This is a genomic window from Ferviditalea candida (assembly GCF_035282765.1).
In the GTDB taxonomy this organism is placed as follows: Bacteria; Bacillota; Bacilli; order Paenibacillales; family KCTC-25726; genus Ferviditalea; species Ferviditalea candida.
On record NZ_JAYJLD010000018.1, the window covers coordinates 1 to 24,948 of the forward strand.

18 protein-coding genes and 1 pseudogene are annotated in these 24,948 nt (G+C 48.7%); 5 read left to right on the forward strand and 14 right to left on the reverse strand.

Features of this window, described 5'->3' with window-relative positions; translation table 11 throughout:
- The first annotated feature begins 127 nt into the window (after positions 1-127).
- Both VF724_RS12575 and VF724_RS12580 read left to right on the forward strand, forming a co-directional pair.
- On the forward strand, positions 128-451 hold the full coding sequence (locus tag VF724_RS12575) for a hypothetical protein (RefSeq protein WP_371754603.1): 324 nt from the start codon (positions 128-130) through the stop codon (positions 449-451).
- Between the two features lie 68 nt (positions 452-519).
- Positions 520-708 (forward strand): annotated as a pseudogene (locus VF724_RS12580) (IS21 family transposase); the annotation flags it as partial.
- Positions 709-922: 214 nt separating this feature from the next.
- Here the strand turns inward: VF724_RS12580 and VF724_RS12585 are convergent.
- Together VF724_RS12585 and VF724_RS12590 are read right to left on the reverse strand one after the other, a co-directional pair.
- A complete protein-coding gene (locus VF724_RS12585; RefSeq protein WP_371754604.1) occupies positions 923-3,916 on the reverse strand; it encodes an S-layer homology domain-containing protein in 2,994 nt (997 codons plus the stop codon).
- A 685-nt stretch (positions 3,917-4,601) separates the two neighbouring features.
- Entirely contained in the window at positions 4,602-10,061 is a 5,460-nt protein-coding gene (locus tag VF724_RS12590; protein ID WP_371754605.1) for an S-layer homology domain-containing protein, read from the reverse strand.
- A 222-nt stretch (positions 10,062-10,283) separates the two neighbouring features.
- Between VF724_RS12590 and VF724_RS12595 the strand changes: the two genes are divergently transcribed.
- The 3 genes from VF724_RS12595 (at position 10,284) to VF724_RS12605 (ending at position 12,475) form a co-directional block, all read left to right on the forward strand.
- Positions 10,284-10,604: a hypothetical protein gene (locus VF724_RS12595; protein ID WP_371754606.1), complete on the forward strand. Its 321-nt coding sequence runs from the start codon at positions 10,284-10,286 to the stop codon at positions 10,602-10,604.
- 274 nt (positions 10,605-10,878) lie between these two features.
- Positions 10,879-11,379 carry a hypothetical protein gene (locus VF724_RS12600; RefSeq protein WP_371754607.1) on the forward strand — a complete coding sequence of 167 codons (501 nt, stop codon included), beginning with the start codon at positions 10,879-10,881 and terminating at the stop codon, positions 11,377-11,379.
- Entirely contained in the window at positions 11,369-12,475 is a 1,107-nt protein-coding gene (locus VF724_RS12605; protein ID WP_371754608.1) for a phosphodiester glycosidase family protein, read from the forward strand. Before VF724_RS12600 ends, VF724_RS12605 begins: the two co-directional genes overlap by 11 nt.
- Before the next feature lie 64 nt (positions 12,476-12,539).
- On the opposite strand, the gene VF724_RS12610 is transcribed toward VF724_RS12605, so the two are convergent.
- The 12 genes from VF724_RS12610 to VF724_RS12665 all read right to left on the reverse strand — a co-directional run bounded on the left by VF724_RS12610 (position 12,540) and on the right by VF724_RS12665 (position 24,946).
- Complete coding sequence (locus VF724_RS12610) at positions 12,540-13,490, reverse strand: hypothetical protein (RefSeq protein ID WP_371754609.1); 951 nt, start codon at positions 13,488-13,490, stop codon at positions 12,540-12,542.
- Positions 13,491-13,717: 227 nt separating this feature from the next.
- Positions 13,718-14,824 carry a glycosyltransferase family 4 protein gene (locus tag VF724_RS12615; RefSeq protein WP_371754610.1) on the reverse strand — a complete coding sequence of 369 codons (1,107 nt, stop codon included), beginning with the start codon at positions 14,822-14,824 and terminating at the stop codon, positions 13,718-13,720.
- A 134-nt stretch (positions 14,825-14,958) separates the two neighbouring features.
- Positions 14,959-15,696: a WecB/TagA/CpsF family glycosyltransferase gene (locus VF724_RS12620; RefSeq protein WP_371754611.1), complete on the reverse strand. Its 738-nt coding sequence runs from the start codon at positions 15,694-15,696 to the stop codon at positions 14,959-14,961.
- The gene (gene csaB / locus VF724_RS12625) at positions 15,693-16,814 is read right to left on the reverse strand and encodes a polysaccharide pyruvyl transferase CsaB (RefSeq protein ID WP_371754666.1); all 1,122 of its coding nucleotides are present in this window, start codon (positions 16,812-16,814) and stop codon (positions 15,693-15,695) included. Before csaB ends, VF724_RS12620 begins: the two co-directional genes overlap by 4 nt.
- Positions 16,790-18,820: a DUF5693 family protein gene (locus VF724_RS12630; protein WP_371754612.1), complete on the reverse strand. Its 2,031-nt coding sequence runs from the start codon at positions 18,818-18,820 to the stop codon at positions 16,790-16,792. Before VF724_RS12630 ends, csaB begins: the two co-directional genes overlap by 25 nt.
- 12 nt (positions 18,821-18,832) lie before the next feature.
- The gene (locus VF724_RS12635; RefSeq protein ID WP_371754613.1) at positions 18,833-20,527 is read right to left on the reverse strand and encodes a phospho-sugar mutase; all 1,695 of its coding nucleotides are present in this window, start codon (positions 20,525-20,527) and stop codon (positions 18,833-18,835) included.
- 98 nt (positions 20,528-20,625) lie between these two features.
- The gene (gene fabZ, locus VF724_RS12640; protein WP_371754614.1) at positions 20,626-21,060 is read right to left on the reverse strand and encodes a 3-hydroxyacyl-ACP dehydratase FabZ; all 435 of its coding nucleotides are present in this window, start codon (positions 21,058-21,060) and stop codon (positions 20,626-20,628) included.
- Positions 21,061-21,197: 137 nt separating this feature from the next.
- Positions 21,198-21,743 carry a CDP-alcohol phosphatidyltransferase family protein gene (locus tag VF724_RS12645; protein ID WP_371754615.1) on the reverse strand — a complete coding sequence of 182 codons (546 nt, stop codon included), beginning with the start codon at positions 21,741-21,743 and terminating at the stop codon, positions 21,198-21,200.
- Between the two features lie 109 nt (positions 21,744-21,852).
- Positions 21,853-22,119, reverse strand: coding sequence for a DNA-directed RNA polymerase subunit beta (locus VF724_RS12650; RefSeq protein ID WP_371754616.1), 267 nt, complete (start codon positions 22,117-22,119; stop codon positions 21,853-21,855).
- A gap of 24 nt (positions 22,120-22,143) precedes the next feature.
- Positions 22,144-23,019, reverse strand: coding sequence for a flagellar hook-basal body protein (locus tag VF724_RS12655; RefSeq protein ID WP_371754617.1), 876 nt, complete (start codon positions 23,017-23,019; stop codon positions 22,144-22,146).
- Between the two features lie 30 nt (positions 23,020-23,049).
- On the reverse strand, positions 23,050-23,928 hold the full coding sequence (locus VF724_RS12660; RefSeq protein WP_371754618.1) for a flagellar hook-basal body protein: 879 nt from the start codon (positions 23,926-23,928) through the stop codon (positions 23,050-23,052).
- A gap of 19 nt (positions 23,929-23,947) precedes the next feature.
- Complete coding sequence (locus VF724_RS12665; protein WP_371754619.1) at positions 23,948-24,946, reverse strand: rod shape-determining protein; 999 nt, start codon at positions 24,944-24,946, stop codon at positions 23,948-23,950.
- Between the last annotated feature and the right edge of the window lie 2 nt (positions 24,947-24,948).

Below are 24,948 nucleotides of genomic sequence, written 5' to 3' on the forward strand. Positions count from 1 at the left end.
AGGCGAATCCTGATCGCCACACTGACGTCGGTGACGAAAACAAAAAACCACCGTCATTGGCGGTTCCGAATTCACTGTCAATTAAAGTGGCTGATGACAGCTGAGGAAATCGCAAGTGGCAAGGAACTTGAATATATCTCGAAATACCGTCTCTAAATTCTGGGATATGACGCCGAATGAGTACAAGAACTTTTTGGAGGGACTCGAGTCACGATCCAAGAAACTGGAAACGTTTGAAGCAGATATTGTCGGGTGGTTGCGGGAATACCCTGATCTATCTGCCGCCCAGGTCATGGACTGGTTAAAAGAGCACCACGGGAACCTGGAAGTCGCCGAAAGCACAGTCCGAAATTATGTGCGCGGGATACGCCTGGAATACGGGATTCCCAAAGCGGTACGCATTCGACATTGTCACCGCCGGGATATAATTGACCCATCGACGCCGGAATGAAAATGAACCACCTTTAGCGATTATCTCTTCTCAGAAAACAACGAAGTAAACTGAGAGGAGAACATCATGTGCTGAAAGGCGGGACTATTTTGAGATTACATGAAATGAAAGGAAATGGGAAGAAGATTCGAGAAATTGCCTGAGAAACTGGTCACTCACGAAATACGGTGAGAAAATACATACGAGATGGCCATATCCCTGAGGCAAAGGAGCGTGTAAAACGAGGATCAAAACTTGATCCATACAAGGAAACGATCGACTGCTGGATGAAGGATGTGAATAAGCACTTTGTTTCCGCAGGAAACAAAGTGCTTATTCACAGTCAAGCGATATTCTTGAAGGCTTCTTCTGCCTATGAGATGCTCCTAGCAGCGGAAGGGATATGACTCTCGTTAGAAGCCATTAACCCACCCAGTAGCGCAAAGAGCCAAAAAAGAAGACCCCGTAGGGTCTCCTTTTTTTTAAAGGTAATTAGTTTGCTACAGCTGTGCTTGCAGACATACCGTTAGCTGTTGTAGCAGTTAATTCAAAGCTTGTAACTCCAGCGGAAATTGTCAGATTACCATTATTATCAACCGTGACAGTACCACCTACAACATTCTTAACACTGAATACTACACCAAACAGGTTGTTGTTATCTTTAATACCATCATCTGTATATTTGATTCCATAGTTGTCATGCAACTCAAGATCCATCAATACGAATGCATCTGTAGTTGCTTTTGCTTGAGCAGCAGTTCTGGAATCATTATTAGCTACAAACGATGCTGCAACAGGAATATCTGTTTTAGTAGTTACAGGAACAGTACTTACAATTGTTTCACCTTTGTTATTCTTAAATGCAACGTTGAGAGTAGCTGTACCTGCTTTATTACCAACTACATATGCTTTATTGGTGGAAGGATCAACATTTACTTGAGCGACACCAACATTGGAGCTAGTAATGGATACTACCGAACCTGGCAATGCAACGGTGTTACCAGCAGCATCGATTGCAGTGACTTTAACTTCTTTAGCAAGTTCGTTAGAAGCAGTTGCTACTTGTTGTGTTGAAGCAAGAGCCTTATCATCAATTGCAGCATATACATTACCAACATCTGCGATCGAGTAAGTCAGCTTATCAGAAGAAGAGATCGCTTCAATCTTACGAGTGATCTTGGAGGATACTTCAGTCCAAGTTTGACCAGCGTCTTTAGTCTTTTCAATTACAGCTGTAATTTTAGCAAATCCAGTTGCTGTACCTGTAGCAGTTACAAATTGGTATTCCTGATTGAAGGTAGCATCAACATCACCACTGAAAGTAGTGACAGTCTGACCAGACTGAGCAACAAAAGGAGTATAGTTCAAATAGATTGAACCATCATACGTATCTTGAGTTACAGATACTCGGTATTGATCAATTCCAACATCTGTGGAAGTTGTAAAGTTACCAGCCGCATCAACGTTTCTAATGGTTTTGAGTTTTTTACCATATTGGTCTTTCAAAACCATTTCGAATTTACTTGATCCATCAGCAACAATTTTCTGAGCTGGTTCAGTAACGATTCCAATACTTTCAGGAATACGAACATCACTTACAGTATAAGTTCTGTTTGCAGTGCTGCTTGCATTCGGCTGTGCGATAACAGCAGTAACTGCAATAATTGACTTAGGAGTAGCCGGGATATTAGTTACTTTAATTTGACCTTTATGCGTTCCTGCAGTAACAATCACTGCATTTCCGGCACCAGTCGAAGAACTAACCGAAATTCGATCGGTATTTTGAGTCTTAACAATGTCGTCTGCACTTAATTGGTTACCATTAGCATCGTAAGCAACCAGCGGAATGTAAGCTTCAGTATCTCCAGCAGCAATTACATCATTCATATCACCAAGTTCAACCTTAGTAGCAACCTTACCAGCACCAATCTTAACCGAGCCAGTAGAAGTTCCTGCTTGATTATAGACAGTGAAATTATAAACGTCTGATTTATCAACATTGCTATTCAGAGAAAGCTTAACATCAGCCACGTCATCATTATTGCTGTCGCCAACTGCAACATTCAATGCTGGCAGATAAGCGTTGAAAATTACACGGATATTTGTGTCATCTGCAGGAGAGTAAGGAACAACATTGCCGTATTGATCATAATTTTTAACGTCGAATGTTGCATTTTCTCCAGTTCCAGAAATCGAATCGCCGTTGGAATATTTCACAGGGCCTAATTCCATTTTGGAGATGAACGGAGCCGTACCAAGTTTAAAGTTTTTCGAAACAGATGCACGAGTATCATTGTTATAGATATTTACAGGTATAATGCTGATACCTGGAGTATAATTAGGATCTGTAGTATTAAGGGTAAGCAGCAATTCACCACTATCTGACTTAGTCAGTTTGACAAAAGCATTGTTTGCATTTCCTGCATATACAGTATAGCTACCAGCAGATGCAGAAGCAGCTTCACCATATTGGTTGTAAGCTTTCAGTTTTACGATAACTTTAGCAGCTTGAGCAATAGTATCGTTAGCAGAAAGGAACTCGATCTTCGTTACTTTCTCATTTTCTGCTGTAAAATTAGCAGAAGCTGTACCAATTTGATCTGCTGCGATACCGCCCAAAGTAACGGTATAAGTTCCTTCAGATACTTTAACATCTGTCAGTGTCAATATTGCAGATTTCTTATCTTCTGCAAACGAAACAGTAGTAGCAACTGCGATCGAACCTTTTTTGAGGCTAAGTGTAGCTACAGAGCTGTCAACAGCTTTGTCAAAGTAAACAGCTACAGTGTGTACGCCAGTAGCTTCAGCTTTTGTTACAGAAACTTTAGCAGGAACTTGCTGTGCTTCATAAGCTACATAGCTGGAGCCAACCAGTTCTGCGCGAGAAGCGTTCTTCGTGTAATCAGAAGCAGACGGGATAAGACCTGCTTTGATTGCTGCGGCAACATATTTAACAGCCCAGCTGTCAACAGTGCCTTCTACTGTTGCTTGGTCATCAACTTTGATGCCCAGACCATCAACCAGGATTCTGGCCATTTCTTCAATCTTCACATTGTTTTTCGGACCGAAAGTGCCGTTTCCGTAGCCGCTGATCATACCCGCTTTAACAGCAGCTTCAACGTACTTGTTTGCCCAATGGGTTTGCGGAACATCTGTGAAAGATGCTGTGCTCGGAGCATTGGTTGTATCCAGATTGAACAATTTAGCGATAACGACTGCAAATTCAGCACGAGTCATTTCTTTATCCAAGCCGGAAGTACCGTCCGGATAGCCCGTGAAAATACCTTTCGCTTTCAAAGCGTCAAATTTCTCTTGGGCAGTCATCGTGCTATCTGCCGCGAATGCTACGGATGCAAACATGGAGAACACCATAGCGATCGCCAGAAGCAAAGATAAACTTTTCTTCATAACCTTTTTTTCTCCTCCTCGATTTTGTTTCGGTTGTTGAGAGTGATTTGTGGAAAAAAATAAGCTCGATTCCCTCATTAGCCGATTCACCCCCTTTCCAGAGTTGAGCAGCAATTACTTATAGAAATAAAGTCTGCGACAATGTCACAGAAACTAGTAAACTAAGTATTCTTGCAGGACAAAAAGACATAAATGCCACTCTAACATTATACAATGGCGTGCCTGCAACGTAAAGAGAGAAATTGTGAAAAATACCCAAGCAAATGGGGATTTATGCTTATTGTTTTTGCTGCTTGGGATACACATGATATTAAACGCAGGATTTCGGAAAAAGTTGCGCTTGCAGAAAAAAATTTGCGAGGCTTCTTTCGATATTTAAGTCATATAAATTGCTATATTCGACATGATGCTGTAAGTATATCTAATGTTTTACGAGTTTTAGTATACATGGAAGAGCCATTATCGTCATTGTTAAACATTTTCCATAATCAAGACCGCTGATTTTCGTCAGCAACATTGCTGAGAACGTCGCCTGTTCATTGATGATTGCGAGAAAGTTGGTATGGGTATTGAGCCGTAGAGTTTACGTGCTTGCTTTGAATTCGTGTTATAACCTCTTGCTAATTTCAATGTAACACGATTTCAAGAGAAGCCGGAGGCCAATACCCATACTTTAAAATTATTCAATCGAAAACTTTGCGGAAATAACTTTCTCGATGTAAGACCGCCGATTTGCGATCAGCGGTCTCGATTCCCTCCATTCTTATTTCGGGATTTTCTTCTGCTGCTTCAGCACGTTGATGGCTACCGAGGCGGCTTCCGCTCTGGTGAACGTGGTCAGCGGATCATATCGGTACGTCTTTTTGGTTTGGCCTTGGAGCAGGACGTTTTCCTTGCCGCTGATCAAACCGGCCTTCGTTATCGCTTCAACCGCCGGTTGAGCATAAATATCGATGGAATTCGCATCGGTAAACAGCTTCTGAAGATTCTGCAGAACCTTGGTGTCATTCGTATTCAATTTCAAATTGCCTGCTTTACTGATCATTACCGCCGCATCTTGACGAGTTATCGAGCTGTCGGGCATGAACCTTCCGCCGCCGAAACCGCGAACGATCCCAGCCCTTGCAGCCGTCTCGATATATTTGTAATCATACAATCCGTTGGCGAGCGGATTTACCCTCAGCACGTCGGTGAAGGTCGGTGAACCTTGATAATTCAACGGAAGGTCAAAAATCTTGACCAGCATGGTAACGAATTCTCCGCGGGAAATCGGATCGTTCGGCACAAATGATGTAGGAGGAGCTTTCGGCACCATCATTCCCTTGGCGTACAGCGTATCCAGCATGTTTCTGGCCCACGGATGAGCAGTTATATCATCGAAGCTTTGACTCATATACATGACTTGATAATAGCCGAACGTATCCAATGGAACGGTGATTGTATTGTTCTTGTAGTCCACCACACCCCCAAGGTTCTTCCATCTTGGTCTGACGACTCCGGTGCTGTCCTCGGATATTTCGAAGTGATAGACCGTTAAGTAACGCCAGGCGTCATTGCGGATATTCGGATCGTACTTCAGCGTAATCTGACCGCGATTCGTCGGAACGACAAGATCTTCGGCGGTTCTATTGTAGAAAGTTGAATTGTCATATGGAAGTCTGCCGCTGCCGTTATACGCTTTATCCAGATCGGTTTCATTCTTCGCTATCGTACCCGCATCGACCCAGATCAAGGGTCCCGCCTGCCTGAACCTGCCGGTGGGCTCGGTCAGTAAAAGCCTCGCATCAGAGCTGATCAGCGGGTTCGGGTTGCCGATTTGACCGTCGGATGCCGCCGGATGTTTATATTTATCCACTCGTCCGTCGTCTTTATTGGCGATGCCGAACAGAATTTGCCGGTCCGCGGTCAGGTACTGGTTGATTGCAGTGGGATCATTCCTCATAAAATTAGTGCCTTTGGGGAATGATACTTCTACAAGCCCGTCAAATACTTTGAGCTTGGACTTCATCGGTGTTTTATATGTCGCGCCTTCGATAGGCGTATTGGCATTAAAAATGACCACTTTTCCTTTAGTTGTAACCTTGCCGCTGGTCACCGTAAACTGAACGTTATTGGTGCCCGGCTTCAAATTTTGCACCTCATAGAAGTAGTGGGTCTTTTTCAGACCGCTGCTGTCGACAACTTCGCGTTTCGCAGCTTCTTGTTTGCCGAATTTCACGCTGTCCGCATTCTCTGCGGCCATTTCGATCTCCACAAAGTTGCTGTTGATGAAGGCCTGGTCTACCCCTTTGACGTTTTTGACTATTATAGGATAAATGATCTTATACGGCTCCGGTTCTCGGGTGACGGTTATCGTTTTGGTTACTGTAATCCCCGATGCATTCGTAACGGTAAATTCAAACACGGTATCTCCGGTTGGGTTCAGCGAAATGCTGTTGGTGGAGAACATCCCCTGCGGGCTGTTCACCGTTCTGAAATAACCCGGATTGCCGACTATCGGCTCCTGTGATGCAAAATTATTGTATCTGCGGTCGTATTTGACTACCGGATTCCCCTGATCGTCGACCAAATGTGCGGTGAGCTTGATTTCCGTGGCATTGGCGAACTGTCCGGAGAAGGATACGGTATCTTCCGTCGTTACATAGGAATCAGGAACATTCGCGGGAACATATTTGATGACGTCTGTCGTTTCAACCGGTTTCACCGATAAAATTTGCGGAACCGCCTGCCGGAAGACAAAAATTTCATAAGTCGAAGTCGATACGAGCTGTCCGTTGCGGTAAAGCATGAATTTGACAGTATTCTTGCCGTCCTTGGTGTCGAAGTCAATCACTCCGGAGGAGCGCGCAACTCCTAACTGCAGATTGAATATCCCGTCGGTAAGCGGCGAAGTGAAATCGGAATTCAACAGTGTCGTTTTGTTGTCATTGATATAGACTTCCACTTTTTCAAATTCTGACGTCGGTACGTTCACCAGTCGGCCGGAAATACATTTGCCTTTAATGGCTCCGCCAACGCTGCAGGTAATTTCGCTTACCGGATCCTTGACGACCATTCCATTATACAGATTGTTGATAATCACATAAGGTGTGCTCGTGATGGAAATGCTGTATGTCTTTTTACCGGAAGGATTCTCCCCCGACCGGGCTACAACCGTCGATGAATCGCTGCTCGGTATGAAGGTTATTGTTGTATCCGCGTTCTGCAATCCGTCCAACGTCAATTTGAAGCGATGATATTTGGGAACTCCCCCGACCGTGATGGTGTCAGGAGTCGTTAAAGTTTTGTAAGGAACAGTATTGCTATCATAATTCCCCAAATAAGCATTGACTTTCAAAGTATTGGTATCTGCATAAACATAGAAATCCGAAGGCTGCTCATTGATTTCATTGGATCCCGCTTCATTCAGCATTACCCCTGGATCAAGCGGGTCCGACGCATTGGTGATTCTGCTGAAGTGATCGATATAAGGAAGATTCGGATCCACGTAATTAAAGGCAAAAGTTGTCGGCGGATTGTTGTCCGTACTGAAGTTGTAGAAACGGTATTCCACCAATTGATACTTGTCTGTCGGTATCGTCAAATTAGCGCTGAAATCATAAACTTTGTAACGGTTCGTTAAGGATAATGCCGCATTCTCCTGCAAGGATGCGGGTGGTGAGGTTACCGTATAGTTCAATGCCGATCCCACTACCGCTCCGCCATACATCAATTCCACTTTATACGATCCTTCCGGAAGTGACGGAAGATCGAACGTAGCGGTGGAACCCGCCAGGATCTTCTTGACCGGCATCTGCTGCACGGGAACGCTGGTGTTGGAAACCGATGTAAACTGCAGCTTCAAGGAAGAGGCTGGAGTTACCCCTGCGATATATCTCCCCAAATTCGTGCCGGTAACCGTGATTTCCGTCGGTGTAGACGCCGATACGGATTTCACTGTTGGGTTAATACCGGTCATCAACGGGTCAATTACCGAAATCGGAAACTGCCCCAGCACATCAATCGTCGAATTCGGGTTGTTAATCGATGAGATTCTGAGCAGATAATCCCCAGTAGTCAGGGAGCTCGGCAGAGCGATCTGAGCTGTCTTTTGATCCGAGCTTACGGAAAGCACATTGGCATTCGGAAGCGGATTTCCATTCAGATCCATAATTTCAACCAACAGTTTTCCGGAAACAAACGCGCCTCCTGTCATGGTGATAGGTGTGCTTGTCTGTACTTCCGTCCGCGTCATCTGCAGCGGTGAAATATCGGTCACAAAGTCTCCGCCGTAATCAGCGCCTACCACCTTGTGATCGGAAGACACGGCGTTAGCGAACGACAGATTGGTGGCTCCCACATTAAAGGACAAATTATAGATCGCTCCGTCGGTAAGCGCCGATTGGTCACTCAGCTTGAAAATCACTTTATCGTTTAATGCATCGAACGGAATCAAATTAACCGTGTCCGCCGGATTTACGGCATTGATCAGTTGGGCGGAAGTAATATTGCCCACATCCGTGCCGAGATTCGTGCCTTTCACAACGAAATAGGTCGGAACGGATGTCACTCCAGACACCCCAGTCAAATCGCTAACTGCCAATGGGCTTGTATAAGGTGTTACCGTCGGTGTCGGAGCCGCTCCGGGATCTATTTCAAAATATCTTTCCGATAATAGAACGCCGTCATAATAAATTTTCAGCTTATATTGTCCTTGAGCAAGGCCCGCAGGCATAGTGAACGGAACCGAAGAAACGTTGGTTCCCGATCCGTAAGCTGTGCCAAATACATTCTGGCCGGTAAGATTGGCCACATCCACCCGCACTTTCGTGCCATCCGCAACTGCACTGCTAAACTGCACAGCAACGGAATTAGCCGGATCGGTAGGATTATATCCCTGCTTCAGCTTGTTGTTTGCGCCGGATTTGAAGTTGCTCTCCGTCGCCGCTGCGTCTACGACAGGAAGCGTCGTACCCGGATCGATGACTTGTATCGTAAATTCATTGAGTATTGTCGTTCCATTCTTGACCGTAAACTTATACGGCGCATTCGCGGCAGTGAGGGCGCCAGCCGGCAGCTCATACAGCTGCACCGTTTGGTCGGTACTCGTATGCGGGGCGCTAAGGTCGGGGCCGACATTCCCGGCCTTATCTGCATACGTGAGCGAGATAGAGTCGTTCAACGCAGTTCCCTGCACAGCAACCAGCGTATCGCTGTAGCCCTGATTGATGGTCAGCGGATAAAAATTATTCGCCCTCACGGCGGGCTTCGCCCCGGATAAATCGTACGGGCCGTATTTTTGCCCTGCAATGGTAACATCCACATAACGATACTGCGGGTCGCCCACAGCATTCAGATCGACCTTGACTTTCGATTTGATCGTTACGTTCGGTTTGGTGACAGTGGGTGTCGTGATCAGTTTCTGATCGCCTGAGACCGTGCCGTCATTAATCGTCGCATCAAATGCAAAAGGCTTACCGTTATCGTAAATCAAATTTTTCTGGATTTGGTAATTCTTGTTGTTGTTTTCCGCCACAAAAGTAATCTGATTATCGCCCGGTTTCAGCTTGAAATTCGCCGTGGAATTCGTCTTGTTGATATCGTCCGCGATAAAGAAAAAATCGCCGTTGCTGAAATACGCCGTTTTCGCTGTCGAGTCCCCGAGCAAATAAGCGTTGACTTGGGTCGCGTTCGGCGCTTTTCCTGAAATGCTTAGTGTCGTGGACTGCGCGGGATCGCTCGGATAAAATTGATTGTCGTTGAACGCCACCCCATTGATTCTGAGATCCGTAATGTTCGTTGTGGAAGTGTAATAAGCCCAGCCCGGAGCGGACTCCACCACGCTGGAGTCACCCAGTTTGATGACAACCTTGTTCAGTCCGTCCGTCAAATAAACATTATTGAATGTGATCGAGAAATCGCCGGGTTGGTGAACGGCTTTATTGTTCTTCTCAACCACCGTCGTATTCGTGGTTACATTCGTTACTTCATAATAAATGGAAGAAACCTGAGCATCGCTGATCCCTTCGATATTCGCCGTCACGGATATCGGATTGTTGGTGTACCTCACGATATTGTTGTCCTCAGAGGCGGCCGGCTTGCCGTTCACGATAGAGTTGGCGATATACAAGCTTGTTATCGTAATGCGGGATCCTGCCGCAAAAACGGACATTGGAGGCAGCATGGTGAGCAGTATGAATCCGATTAACAATAAGCTTGTCCATTTGCGATAAGTGCGTTTCAAAATAATTTCCTCCTTGCATGATATAGGTGCTTCCATAACAGACCCATAAATATCTTATCGGAATTTGGATGCCAAATTTTTAGACTCGCCCGACAAAACCGCGGAATATTAAATTAACTTTTCTATCCTGACTAAAGGGTTTTTGATATACTGAATTTAACTGAAATTGTAAGGCAACGAACTTTAAGCGGAAGTGAATTTTCAAGATAGGAGATTGGGTACATGGATAAACTCGACTTGATCCTTCAGAAGCTGGTGGCCCTTGAAGAAGGCCAAAAAGAATGGAGCCTGATCAGCCGTGCCATCCAGAACCGTCAAGATGAAACTGATGCCAAGCTCGAAGCCATGGCCATGGATGTACATCAGCTGCACGGCAAGCTGGAGGCGCAAAACGAAAAACTCAATGCAATAGCCGACGAACTGCACACATTTCGCAGGGAAACGAAAAGCAACTTCCGCCAGCTGGAAGGTCACATGCGATTGTTCGACAATGACCTGGACGAAGCGTTGGAACGCATCAACCAATTGGAATCCCGCACATAGATGGGACGAATTCGACGGACCGACCGGGATAACCGGTTGACTGAATGGACCGTTCCTTCCCATTTCGCGGTACCAGCGGGTGATGAGATGGCACGCTAACATTGCGCACTCGAAACAGGGGCTGCCGTTATAAGGCATCCTCTGTTCTAATTTTTCTTGCATTCAAAAATTTCCTCATTTTCCCTTCCGAATATTCGCCAAATCCCACGAAAAAACGACATGAATATGATAGGATAATAGTAAAGCTATTACTATCTGAGGAGATTTTGAATCTATGAAAAACATGGAGTACGAAATCTACGAAATCACTGAAATCAGCCAGAATTTGACTCGCTCCCGTTCCGAAACACAGAAGAATCAAGAAACATCCGGCGGAAAATGGATCGTATGGACAGCGGTTGCCGTCATTTGGGCAGGCTTGCTTTTTGGCACCTTCAGTTTGGCGCAGCATTATATCCACGGCATTCAGACGCAGCTTATTGTAATCCAACAAAACAATCAGAAGAATGTCGCCGATCTGAACAAAACGATCTCCGGACTTCAGATCCAGCTCAATCAGAACAAACAGGACGCCGAGCTTTTACAAAAGCGGTTCCAGGATGTGGAAAGCCAGCTTGAAGCCGTGAAGCAAGAAATGGCTCTGGCCGGCAGCAGCCTGAGCTCATCCGACGATACCAAAAAAGCGTTAAGTCAACGCATAACCGACCTCAGCAAGGAACTGGCGACTCTGCAAGCCTCGATCAAAAAACTGGAGGAGGCCGCCCGTGTTTATTAAAATGCAGTCGGCAGCGCTTGTTTTTTTCAGTATGTTGCTTGCCTACTCGGCCGTTTTTTATTACCATGCGGATGACCTGACCGTACAAGCGGCACAAAGCTCGCTATCTTTCGCCCCGCAGACCGAGCGGCTTCAAGAACTGCAGAAGCAGGCCTCCGCGATCGGACAAACGTTCAGGGATATCAACATCACGGCAGATACCGCAGTGAACCATCTAACGAGTACACAGACCTCGTTGTCGCGCATGATCCAATTCTCTGAAACAGAAAGAGCGAAAGATGCCCGGCAAAAACAAGCCATAGACGCATTGGTCGCACTCAGCGCACAGCATACGAAAGATACGAAGGATGTCTTGGATTCGGTGCTCTCCACCATTTTGGGCGATCCGATCGGACAAACGTTTGGCGACCGAGCCACGATCAAAGTATTTTCTTTAAAAGAAGCGGGCTACCGCGGCTATATGGCCAAAGTCAAGCTTCACGATCCGACGGCTGTCAAACTGGTGCTTTCCCACGACAAAGTCGGGGACAAGGGGGAAACCACCAGCCAAGCCGCCAAAAGAACAGGCGCAACTCTGGCGATTAACGGCGGGGGCTTTGCCACGCAGGGCGGATTGCTGTATCCGATGGGAATCACGGTCGTGGATGGGCAAATCAGAACCTATTCCAGAATCGATTTAAGCTTTATCGGGTTCAACGACAAAGGCAGGCTTGTCGGCGGAGCGGTAACGTCCAAGGAGCAAGTCAAGCAGCTGCGCGTGCAGCAGGGCGCCACGTTCGTGCCGACGCTGCTGCAGGACGGAAAAAAATTGACGATCCCGAAAAAGTATAGAAATCAAAAACAACCGCGCACCTTGATCGGACATTTTTCCAATGGGGATATTCTGATGATCGTCATTGACGGAAGGGAGTACGGTTACAGCACCGGCATTACCTTGGAGGATGCGCAGGACAAGCTGCTCGAATTCAATGTGCGCGACGCGTACAACCTTGACGGCGGCGGCTCCAGCACCTTTTACTACAACGGCAAGGTGCTGAACAAACCGTCCGACGGCAGGGAAAGACCGCTCGCTTCGAGCTTTGTGATCTTTAAATAGGTCACTCGATAACGTTCGTCTGTGCCCGCATCAGTCGCGCATTATCCCTGACGCGAGTGTGCTTTCAGTCCGCCGAAAGCCAGCGCTTTCCGACGTACGCGCTGATTTGGGCTGCTCCTTGGGGATTCACGTGGTTCGTATCGCGAAAATCCGCGAGCGTTAACCTGCCCTGGGGAATCACGGTGTACGTAGCGCCGTACCGGTCGGCAATCGACTGGATTTTCTGCATATACCTTCGCTGTTCTGCGGCATACTTCGTCTGGATGACCTCTTCAAAATACGACGAGCGCGGCAATTGGATCATCACCACTTCAATGCCGCGCTGCCGCATATCCCGGATCATCCCTTCAAAAGCCTGTGTCCGTACGCCTTCCACCCGGTAGCCTTTAAACCACCTGTCGGCTACTTCCTCCGCATGCTGCCTGGTTTTATCCGAACCGGGCGACCAAGTTACCGGAGGCAGTCCTCCCTGATGCAGGGGAACTTCTTTGCGTAATTGGTCGTTCCTGTATTTGTCGATCATCATCTGCCACACCGTGCGCATATCATAAGATTTCAGCGCCCAACCGAGCAGAAGCTCACCGTAATTTTTTCCGTTCATCACCGCCAGACGGTCTCGGAGCCCCGCAAAAAATTTGAATTTAATATCGCTCGCGGCATCCTCATTATTCAATTGAAACTCGTTGACCTCAACAATCGCACGCTTCAAACGAGGCAGCCGGTCCTTGTAAAGCTCATACATTTGGGCAATATCGTAAGCCGATCCGCCGCTTAGACTGAAATTGAACAGCGTATCGGGACGGATATGCGCCGCGTCAGCCAACAAGTTCGGCCGCAGGGCGTCCATACCCTCCGAATCGCCGAATACCGCAGCTTCAATCCCGGATGCGTCCGCATGGGCGAATGAGTTGTCAATCTCGGCAATCTGGCCGATAAAACCGGGTGAATATCCGTAAACGTCAAGATTCCGAAACACGAACACCTCGGATAATACCAGGAAGGTCAGGAAAAACACCAACCCCCACCCTAAATAGCGCCTTTGCCTTCCAGAACCGAACCTCTGCCCTGCAGACCCGGAACTTTGCTTGTTCGAATTGGAAATAGTTGAAATCATATGTTTCACCTTTCATGAAATAAATAACTTGCAGCCCGATATTGTGTTGAACTTAACGGTTTCATTATACCCGGGCAGGACAGAAAATCCCAATCGTCTCGATTGGGATTACCGATATCGTATCCGGTTTATTTCAGACGCGTTCTGGAAGCAGATTGAGGTGTCTTCGGCCAGAACAGTTTTTGGAAAAAGCTGATTACTGGTTTTTTGCCTTTGCTGAAAATGCCGATCGCTTCGCCTCCCATTTCTAAAACCAGCAGTACTATGGCCGTCAGCACAACGGTCATCCACTGGCTGGTTTGCGACAGAACCACGGCTACCGTACCGAAAACGATGGAAATCGCATAGATGATCAGCACCGTTGTGCGGTGGCTGAACCCAAGGTGCAGCAGACAGTGATGCAGATGCCCTTTATCGGCTTCGAAAATCGGTCTTTTGTTCACCCAGCGGCGGATGATGGCAAAGAACGTGTCCGACAACGGGACTCCGATGATAAACAGCGGAACGATAAACGAGACGAACGTTGCCTGCTTGAAACCGAGAATCGACAGTGTCGCAATGCTGAATCCGAGAAACAGCGCTCCGGAATCGCCCATGAAAATTTTCGCGGGATAAAAATTGAAGAAAAGAAATCCGATGATGCTTCCCAATAATATGGCGCTCAGCAGCATAACCGTGCCGTTGTTCATGATGAAGGCCAACGTCAGGATCGTCCCGGTGGAGATCGCCGAAACCCCGGCCGCCAACCCGTCCAATCCGTCAATCAAATTGATTGCGTTGGTTACTCCAACAATCCAGAAAATCGTCAGCGGTATGCTCAGCCAGTCCAGAGACACCGACGAATCGCCGAACGGAATGTTCACCAGATCCACTTTCAAACCGAAGGCGACGACCACGCAGGCCGCCAGCACAATACCCAGAAGCTTGAGCTTCGGCGACAGCTCGAATCGGTCATCCAACGCGCCGGTCAGCATGATAATCGCGCCGCCGATCAACAGACCCCAAACCGCCTCAACTTTAATCGAATCGATCGCCGGAATGACGATCAAAACGCCTCCGACAAATGCGGCAAATATAGCCAGACCCCCCAAACGAGGCATGATCCGGGTATGCACTTTTCTGGCATTGGGCTTGTCAACGGCTCCGACCCACCCCGCAAATTGCTTCACGAACGGCGTCATCACGAGCGAAAGCAAGAGTGCTGCGGCAAATCCCAATACGTACAACAAAATCATGGTTGATTCTCCACCCCTTTTTTCTCTACGGAGTCAAATTATACGCTGATCATTGCATAAATACTACATTCAATTTAGATAATATTCGTTTAAATTTTACGATTTTCAGGCTGTTTTCAAAATAATTTTCATCGTTATTGCACTTTCTCTAGATCCCTGACCACCCTAACTACGAATTTCGGCAGCTCCAGCATGCGCCGATACCGCCAAGGCTCCTGAAGCAGCCGATAGAACCACTCCATCCGAACCCTCTGAATCCAAACCGGCGCCCTCTTCAATTTGCCCGAAATCACATCAAAGCTTCCTCCCACTCCCATCATCAACGGAACGTCCAGCCGTTCCTTGTAACGGTCGATCCACGGCTCCTGCTTATCCGCCGATCTGCCTACAAACAAAAGATCGGGCTGAGCAGCATTGATCTGATTGATCACTTCGTCATCTTGTTCCGCACCGAAATAACCGTCTCTCCAGCCTTCGATCCGCAGCGCAGTGTAACGCTTATGCAAATTTTCATAGGAAGCGGATATGATATCCGGGGACGCGCCGAGCAGGAACACTTTCCAGCCCCGCTCTTCTCCAACTGTAAGCAAACGGTGCATCAGATCAAATCCGGAAACACGTTCCGCAACCGGATCGCCGATATGCGATGCCGCCCAAACGACGCCGGCGCCGTCCGGTACGATCAGTTCGGCCCGTTTCATCATTGCCAAGTATTTAGGATCATTGAGCCCCGCCATGACCATGATCGGATTAGCGGTGATCACCTGATGTTTTCTGCGCTCTTCGACCGCTTTCGTCAAATAACGCACGGTATCTTCCATTCCCCATTTGCAGACCGGAATGCCGAACAGGGACACTGTCGGAATCATCATCGATTTCCCACCCTTTTATTACGTAAATAATCGATTATTTGTTGCGCCGGAAGACGCGATTGCGTTCTGAAATTTTCAATTATCTCCTTCTTCTGATGCTTCCATTGTTCGGAATTATCCAGCAAATGCAATGCTGCGGCCGCAATCCGCCCGGGTTCAGGCCTGTCCGTCCGGGATGCGGGTTCCATCCCGAGGCGGCGCAGAAAGTGATCGATCTTCGGATCATAGGATATGCCGACCATCGGCACCAACTGAGAGGCCGCATAAATCAGCGAATGCAGCCGCATGCCGATAAGCAAATCGCAGTCGGCCGTCTGGCGAACCATCTCCAACGGAGTCTCCGCGCCTTGAACCAGCGTCGCTCGCCCTTTGAGCCCATCGCCCAAAAAATCGATCACCGCCTGCGATGCCTGAATGTCCTCAGGTTGATGGAACGGCAAAAAACGAAGCCGGGCGTCTGTCGCCGATACAATCTGCCTGAGCGCCTCCGCAATGCCCTTAAGGTCGGTATGGTCCGGATCCCAGAAACGAACGGAAACGCCAATGACCGGCTCACCGCTCCCGGCGGCCCGATCAGCGTTCATGCGGGCAAAGCTCATCACGGGATCGGGCACCACTTCGATCTTCGCCCGATCGAGTCCCATATGTTCAAGCAAGGATGCCGATTCCTGGTCCCTGACGGAAAGATACCTGCATCTGCTATATATCCTTCGAATCCAAGGGTGAAAAATCGGTCGGTTGACGGGGCCGATTCCCTGAGAATAAATGAAAACGGGCTTCCCGAACCCTTGCGCCAACCGGATGATGCCCAAATAATAGGGAATCGTCTTCCATCCCGTAACATCCTGAAGCAGGCTGCCGCCTCCGCTGATTAACCCCTCGCTGCCGCGAATGGCGGAAATGACATCCTGCAGCTTCATCCGATGTACGGATTCAACACCATATATGCGGCTCGTCCACTCCGGATCGGCAGACAGAACGACCGGCTCCAGCTTGATTCCCGCTTGTTCGCTTTCCTCTTGAAGGGACGTCAAGATCGACTGGAGCACGGCCTCATCGCCGCTGTTGCCGAAGCCGTAATAACCGGATATTACTATTCTTTGAATATCGGTGACCATTTGTTCCACAACCTTATTCCCAAATGCCAAACGGCGATATACAGCAAGCTGACCAAAATGCCGAAAAACATACCGTAACCGATACGAATCAGCGTTATGATCAACGGGGTATGAATGTGTGCGGACGTATCAATGATCGACAGCTGTCCGATCACTCCGATGACAAACAAGTAAGCCGCATGGCGGTACTTTTGATAGGCCAGGTAAGCTCCGAGAATGAATATCGGATGCGCCAGCAAAAACTCCTTTGTTCTTGGCCGCACGCCCATTGCGTTCTCCAACGCGCCCCGAAAACTTCTTTCCACATCTGACGCGTTCCCGGTGTTGCCGGTGCGAGACAAATAATACAGAAGGACGACACCTGCAATACCAGCCGCAACTACCCACAAAAGGTTGATATTCGTCAGCAGCAATTTGCGGATGCTGCGAACGGTTTCCGGGAATGAGGATTTCTCCGCGAAAAACAGCACGTAAACACCGGCCAGAAAAATCGGGAGCAAATGCAGCAGACTGACTCCGCGGTACAATTCCAGCTGCAGGCTGTACGTGATATTGTTGAGCAGGCCGACGGTATACGCGACGCCAATCAAGGAGATGAAGCTGGCCTTGATAAAGAGCAAGATCGACCTGCCTATAGTGCGGCTTCCCCCGGGCAGCGCTCCCGTCTGCCGGCGAAGACTTTGTACGGCCATAACCACCGCGAGTGTGGAGGCAAAGATACCCGTCCCGAGCGCCAACGCCTGAACCAGCAGCGAAGGCGACAGCTTATACAGACCGGCGGAGCCGACAAGGCCGATAAGGAAGACCCCCAATAGCAAGTCTGGGGCAAATGCGGAAATCCCCAAGGCAATCAACCCGACTCCCCCGATGACGGTCACAAGCTTCAACAGCTTGAACCACGCGGGACGGGCCACATGAAACGGCTCGGCAGGTCCAAGGCTATAGCCGGCCGCTTGCAACCGCTGTACGGCTCCGTCGGGTCCATGAAGACTTTTATACAAGTTATGCAGGGTATTGGTCATCACCGCCTTTTCCGCTACTTTATGGACAGATGCGTTCAGATAAATCATCCTGATGTTGCGATCCTTGACTGCAAGCACAAAGCGGTCTGACAGTGTTTGCGGATCGAGATCGGACTGATTTTCCAACAAGGAATGCAGTCGAACGGCGCGATAATGAGTCAAATACGCCAATTTCTCAATCCCCTGCTGCGGTACTTTCAAGCTCAACGGCTCAATCACGACCACATTCATGCCTAAATCATTCATCACTTCGGCCATCGCGGTCAAAGTATGCCTCTTCTGATCATCCGCAAACCCCGTTACTTGATCACCGGCAAACAGAATGCTCCTGACCCCGTATTGTTTCAGCTGGACAAGCAGGGTTTCCAACCGGTCCGCATCGAACGGACGGTTATCCGACAGTCTGAAGACAATTTGAAATCCTGAATCCTTCAGCATCTGCAGGGTATACGGATCTGGATCAAGCGGCTTCATCGCCGCCTCCTCAAGCGGCATCGGAATCACTAAGCCTTGCTGACCATGCAAAGACCAGCTGCGGACTTCCGCTCCATACATGGCAAACCCCGACACAATGACCGGTTTGAGCATACGGGCGGCCGCCTCGTCCGCAAATACAACGTACGTATCATTAGCATTCGGATCCGGAACGGCTCCATTCAGCAGCGCCGCTTCCTTGGAAGAGAGAACATTCAATCTTCCGCCCAAGGACAGCTCATCCAATGTGGATTCATAGACCGACATGGAGGTGATGCCGGCCGCTTTCATCAAATCCAGCTGCTCCTTCATATACGATAACGGATTTGCCTGGGTTCTGGAAATTTTTAATAGATCGCTGTAATCGAAAACGATTTCCACCGTATTCGAGGAGCCTTCCATTTGAATCCGCGAGTAAGCGGACGGGAGGGAGGCCAATATTCCAATCACGACAAGCCACCATAAAAATTTGGACGCAGTACGGTTCCACTTTCCATAGATGTGCAGCAAATTGTCCAACTCCTAATCGATCCGAGTTAATATTGCTTCCGATATTTGCTTTAATGCCTGATCCGCTTCTTTGTTTGATGTTTTGCGGACAGCCAGGTAAATTTTGATTTTCGGTTCCGTTCCGGAAGGCCGCAGACAGAACCAAGAGCCGTCCTCCAGCACGAACTTCATGACGTTTTCCCGGCGTAGACCTTCAATGCCTTCCAAATAATCGAGCGCCCGGACTACTCTCGTACCGTCGACGTCATGAGGGGGGCGGCTTCTCCAGTCCTCCATGATCGAATGAATTTTATCCACGCCGTCCTTTCCTTTGAAAGTGCGCGAAATCAAAGCTTCTTTGAAATATCCGTAATCCCGGTACAGTTCCTGAAGAACGTCATACAGCGACTTTCCCTGGCCTTTGTAGTAGGCGGCCGCCTCGCAGATCAGCGCGGATGCCAGCACCGCATCTTTGTCTCTGGCATAATTGCCGGCCAGGTAACCGTAGCTTTCCTCATACCCGAACAGGAAGCGGAAACTGCCGTCTCTTTCGAACCGCGTCATCAGCTCCCCGATATACTTGAACCCCGTCAGCGTATTCAGGGTTTGCACCCCGTAACGGTCGGCGATTGCCGCGCCCATTTCACTGGTGACAATCGTCTTGACCACCGCACCGTTATCCGGAAGCGCCCCCGTTTCCTTCAGCGAACTGAGCAGATAATGAATCATCAACGCACCGGATTGATTTCCGGTGAGCACTTCAAACTTTCCGTCCGGGCCGCGTACGACCGCACCCATGCGGTCACAATCGGGATCTGTTCCGATAATCAGGTCGGCCCCCTCTTTCTCCGCCATGCGGATTGCCATCGCAAAAGCGTCTTTTTCTTCCGGATTGGGCGACGCTACCGTCGAGAAGCCCGGATCGGGATGCTCCTGTTCGCTTACCACGGAAACCTGCGTGAAGCCGAGCGCATCAAGCGCATCGCGAACCGGCCGATTGCCCGATCCGTGCAGCGGCGTATAGATAATTTTCAATTGCGGCGCGAGGCTTTTCATTTGTTCGGAACGGGGACTGACGGAGGCAACGGCCCGGATATATTCCTGATCCCGATTGCTTCCCAGCCATACCAACAGCTTTTTTTGTTCCGCTTCCGTTTGTTCCAGCTTATGGACTTGCCCAAATGAGGAGATTTCCCGGATCCGTGCAGTGACTTTCTCCGCTAGCTCCGGCACCAGCTGGCATCCGGTACCATCGTATACTTTGTAACCGTTGTATTCGGGGGGATTGTGGCTTGCAGTAATCACGACGCCGGCGGAAGCCTGCAGGCGGCGGACAAAAAAGGAAAGCTCGGGCGTAGGACGCAGTGATTCAAAAACATAAGCTTTAATTCCATTACCGGCACAAACCAATGCCGCTTCAAGCGCAAATTCAGGGGACTGGTTTCTGGAATCATAGGCAATCACAACGGATGGAGCCGGATCCTGCCCATCCTTCTTCAGATAATCCGCCAGCCCTTGGGTCGTCCGGGCAACGGAATAGCGGTTCATCCGGTTCGTACCCGCACCGATAACTCCTCTCAAGCCTCCGGTGCCGAATTCGAGATCTTTGTAAAAACGCTCTTCAATCTCATTCGGCTGATCGGCAATGCCCCTCAATTCGTTCTTGGTCTCCTCATCAACGGCGCTGTCGTTCAGCCAAGTCTGATAAGTTTTCAAGGCATGATTCATTACGGAACGCTCCTTACCTTTCTTTATAGGGCTTTTGTTTGTGCCAACTCTATTATATACTTAACCGGATTCGCCTTGAGAACCTTAAATCGCACGGATTATGAGCTGCGGTCGGTCAGCGCGAACATTAATTCCCCCTCGGCAACGATGCGTTCCCCAACTTTGGCCGTTGCTTTTCCTTTACCAACCAGCCCTTTTAAGCGCGTAATCTCAACCTCCAGAATCAAGGTATCCCCCGGAAACACCTGTCCTCGGAAGCGAAACTCGTCGATCCCGGCGAAAAGTCCGATTTTACCGCGATTGGCTTCAACTTGCAGCATAGCCACGGCGCCTACCTGCGCCAAAGCTTCCACAATCAGCACGCCGGGCATTACGGGGTAACCGGGGAAATGACCGGTGAAAAAGGGTTCGTTGACGGTGACATTTTTAAGTCCGACAGCACGTTTGCCTTCCTCAACCTCAAGAATACGGTCTACAAGCAGAAAGGGATATCGGTGGGGAATGATCTTCTGAATTTCATTGACATCCATCATAATAAATTACTCCTTCCAATATTGAGAATCGGTGTAAATGCATAAAAAAACAAATTCAAACCACACTAACAAATGTCCCTTCAAATCTGCAGAAATGAAGGTTGAAATAAGGAGCATATGAAAAGGGCCTTAACCCCTTAAATATGCTCTTTCCCCTTTATTGCGAACTTTTCCGGATCATCGGGATTCATCGCTTTGAACTGAAAGATATAAATCACTGTGGTAACGGATGAGAAAAAAATGACAAACCACAAATAAGCGATGCCATAATTGGCCTGGAACACGATCAACAGAATGGCAATGTAATAAAGCACCGTTGTAAGTTTGCCCATAAGATTGGCTGGAACGGTTTTTTTGCCGCGAAAGTGGAAGTAAGCGGAACCCGAGATCATTCCCAACTCGCGAATGAACATCATCCCCGCAGCCTGCCAAGGAATCATTCCTGAAATGAGGAGAGACAAAACGGCCGCAATCATCATCGATTTATCCGCCAATGGATCAAGCATCGCCCCGATCTGCGTTGCCATTCCCCGCGATCTTGCAATATAGCCGTCGAGAATATCCGTCAATCCCGCAACGAGTAAAACCAAGAACGCAAGCTTCACGTATCCGGAGAAAAAAACGAGGATATATACGGGAATCAACGCAAATCGCAGCAGCGTCAGCAAATTGGGCACATTCAAGCTTGTCCCCTCCTTGAAAATCCTTTGGAAGATTCCTAATCATTATACCTTTTCAGAAAAAAAATGAAAACTCCTCCGAAAGTGGAAGGAGTTTATACCATTGAGTGAATTACGGCGCAAAAACCAAATCATATAAGTGCTTCCAAGTAGAATACCTCAATATTTCACCGGCATTCTGTCCGCCCAGGTACGAATACCCGATAATCAGCCCCACCAACAACGCTGCAACGGAAAGTAACGGAACCGCTGCATATTTGCCGCCGACCGAAGCGATTTGCATCCATTTCGGAAGGGTCTTGCGATTCTGGGGAGCCGCTTTCTCTCCGCTCGGTTTATTCACTTTTTTCGGATCGTTCGGATCGTTTGTCTTTCCCATGCTTGCTGTCCTCACTTTAAGATATTATCCCCGCAAATTGTTCGCGAGATTCATCATCATTTCCCCGGATTGCAGCGCTCTGGAATTTAATTGGAACGCCCTTTGGACATTGATTAATTCCGTCATCTCTTTCGTGAGATCCACATTGGAATCTTCCAAGAACCCCTGACGGATAACAATGGAGGGGCGCTGATTGGGATCGGCCGCCATATCGATTACCTGCAGAATGTCGTTTCCATTCACATTGCGGAGATTGTCGGGAAGCGCAAACAGATGATCTCCGATTTCCTGCAGCACTTGCGGGCGCAGCACGCGAACCAGCTTGAGTTGTCCGACCTCGACTCGCTGACCTAGCGGATCGCCTTCTTTGACGGCCGTAATCCGGCCGTCCGGATTGATGATAACCCGGTGCTGATTCGGGATAACGATCGGTTGATTATTTTTGCCTATTACCAGTTTTCCGTCGGCCGTCGTCAAATATGAATTTCCCGCATCCCCGGGAATCATTGAAAGATGGAACGATCCGTTGCGTGTCCATGCCGCACGAAGCACCCGGTTTCCGTTATTGTCGGTTTGCTCGCTGCCGATTTCGAAGAAAGCGTCTCCTTCAATGGCCACATCCAGTTGATTCCCGGTGGAGCGGAACGTCCCCTGCCCCATATCGATCTGGACGTCGCCCGCCCGGGATCCCCATCCCTGAACCATTCCGAGCGGCGTCATCCTGCCCGGTTGACGGAACGTTTCGGGCTGCCGCATTCGGGTTGTCAGGATATCCTCAAAAGAGACATCTTTTCTTTTATATCCGTCCGTATTTGCATTTGCCATATTGTTGGCAATCACATCAAGCTTTTTGATCAGTCCGTTCATAGCCGTCAAAGTGCTGATCATCGATGGATTCATGGCTCCAACCTCCTTTTCGGAACAGCGGCATTATACTCTGCCCACTTCGTTGACCGCCTTGTCCAAACTGCGGTCATAGTATTGAATCACTTTCTGATTGGCTTCATAGGCCCTTAACGCGGCCATCATTTCCGCCATGGATTGGGTCGGATCGACATTGGACCGTTCGATATAGCCCTGACGGACGGTCACCTGATCCTGGGGAGTTACAGGTCTTGCCGTATTGGGGTCGCTCAACAGAAAGCTTCCGTTTCCTTCAGCCAATAGAAGATTTGGGTTTTCAATGCGCGAAAGCAGCAGACTCAGGGGCTGCCCATTCGCATCCGCAATCGGGCGGTTGGTCAGACCGTCGATCAATTGTCCCTCCGAAGTGACGTTAACTTGGGTAATCTGCGGATTGATGACAATCGGGCGCCCGTCTGTACCCAAAACTTTATATCCGTTGGCAGCGAGCAGTTCTCCTTGCTCGTTCAGCGTAAACTTCCCATTGCGTGTATACCTCTGTCCGCCATCCGGATTGAGCAAGGTGAACAGGGCTTGGGGTTGAAAGGTAACTTGTCCGTCTGCGGATACATATTTTCCGGCTGCGTCAAATATCATTCCAGGAACCTGAATATCCGATTCAATCGCCACATCCATCGGATTTCCCGTCTCCTGTAAATCCCCCTGTGTAAATTGGATAGGATTTTCCTCTGCCAGAACGCCGGTGTTCATCCTGCCAATGGATGAAGTGCTTGTCCCCTCTCCGCCGTTCATCAGGGAAACCAACATTTCCGGAAACGAACGATTGACCACATTTCCGCCTTTAAAGCCCGGTGTAAGCAGATTAGCAATATTATTGTTAATGGTATCATGCCTTCTCTGCTCGGCGATCATTCCCGCGGCAGCCGTATACAAACCTCTCAGCACAGACCATTCGCCTCCTCGATCAGAATCTCTTCTTGGACACCTTGTCCAAGTTATCGAGCATGATGCCTGTGCCTTTAACGACACAATGCATCGGATCTTCCGCAATCAGGACAGGCACTTTTAATTCCTCTGACATCAGCTGGTCCAGACCGTGCAGCAAAGCGCCCCCGCCGGTCAAGATCACTCCGCGGTCAATAATGTCCGCGGACAGTTCGGGAGGCGTCCGCTCCAAAACCGATTTAGCCGATGCTACAATCGCTGAAACGGGTTCCCATAAGGCTTCCCTGATCTCGTTGGAATAAATCGTAATCGTTTGCGGCAGTCCGCTTACCATATCTCTTCCCCGGATATCCATCTGCTCATTGCGGCCGTTCTCAAGCACGGTTCCGATCTGGATCTTGATATCCTCGGACGTTCTTTCCCCGATCAGCAGCTTGTATTTGTTCTTGATATATTTCATGATGGAAAGATCGAACTTGTCCCCCGCGTTTTTGATTGAAGAGGACGTCACAATGTCACCCATCGATAATACCGCTACATCCGTGGTTCCGCCGCCGATGTCCACCACCATATTACCACTGGGCTGGAATATGTCCATTCCAGCCCCTATGGCAGCAGCTTTCGGCTCTTCTTCCAAAAACACATCTTTCGCTCCGCTCCGTTCCGCAGCTTCCCGAATGGCTTTTTGTTCGACCGATGTGATGTTCGTGGGCGCGCAGATCAATATCCGCGGACGGCTGTACCAACTTTTGCCGCCAACTTTGCTAATAAAATGCTTCAGCATCATTTCCGTTATTTCGAAATCGGCTATGACTCCGTCTTTCAAAGGGCGTATAGCGACGATATTGCCGGGAGTACGACCGACCATTCGGCGAGCTTCCTCACCCACTGCCAGCACACGCTTCGTATCGCTTTCAATCGCGACGACAGAAGGTTCATCCAAAACAACACCCAAACCTTTGACATGAATCAGAACATTGGCCGTTCCTAAATCTATTCCAATATCTTTACCGAACATCC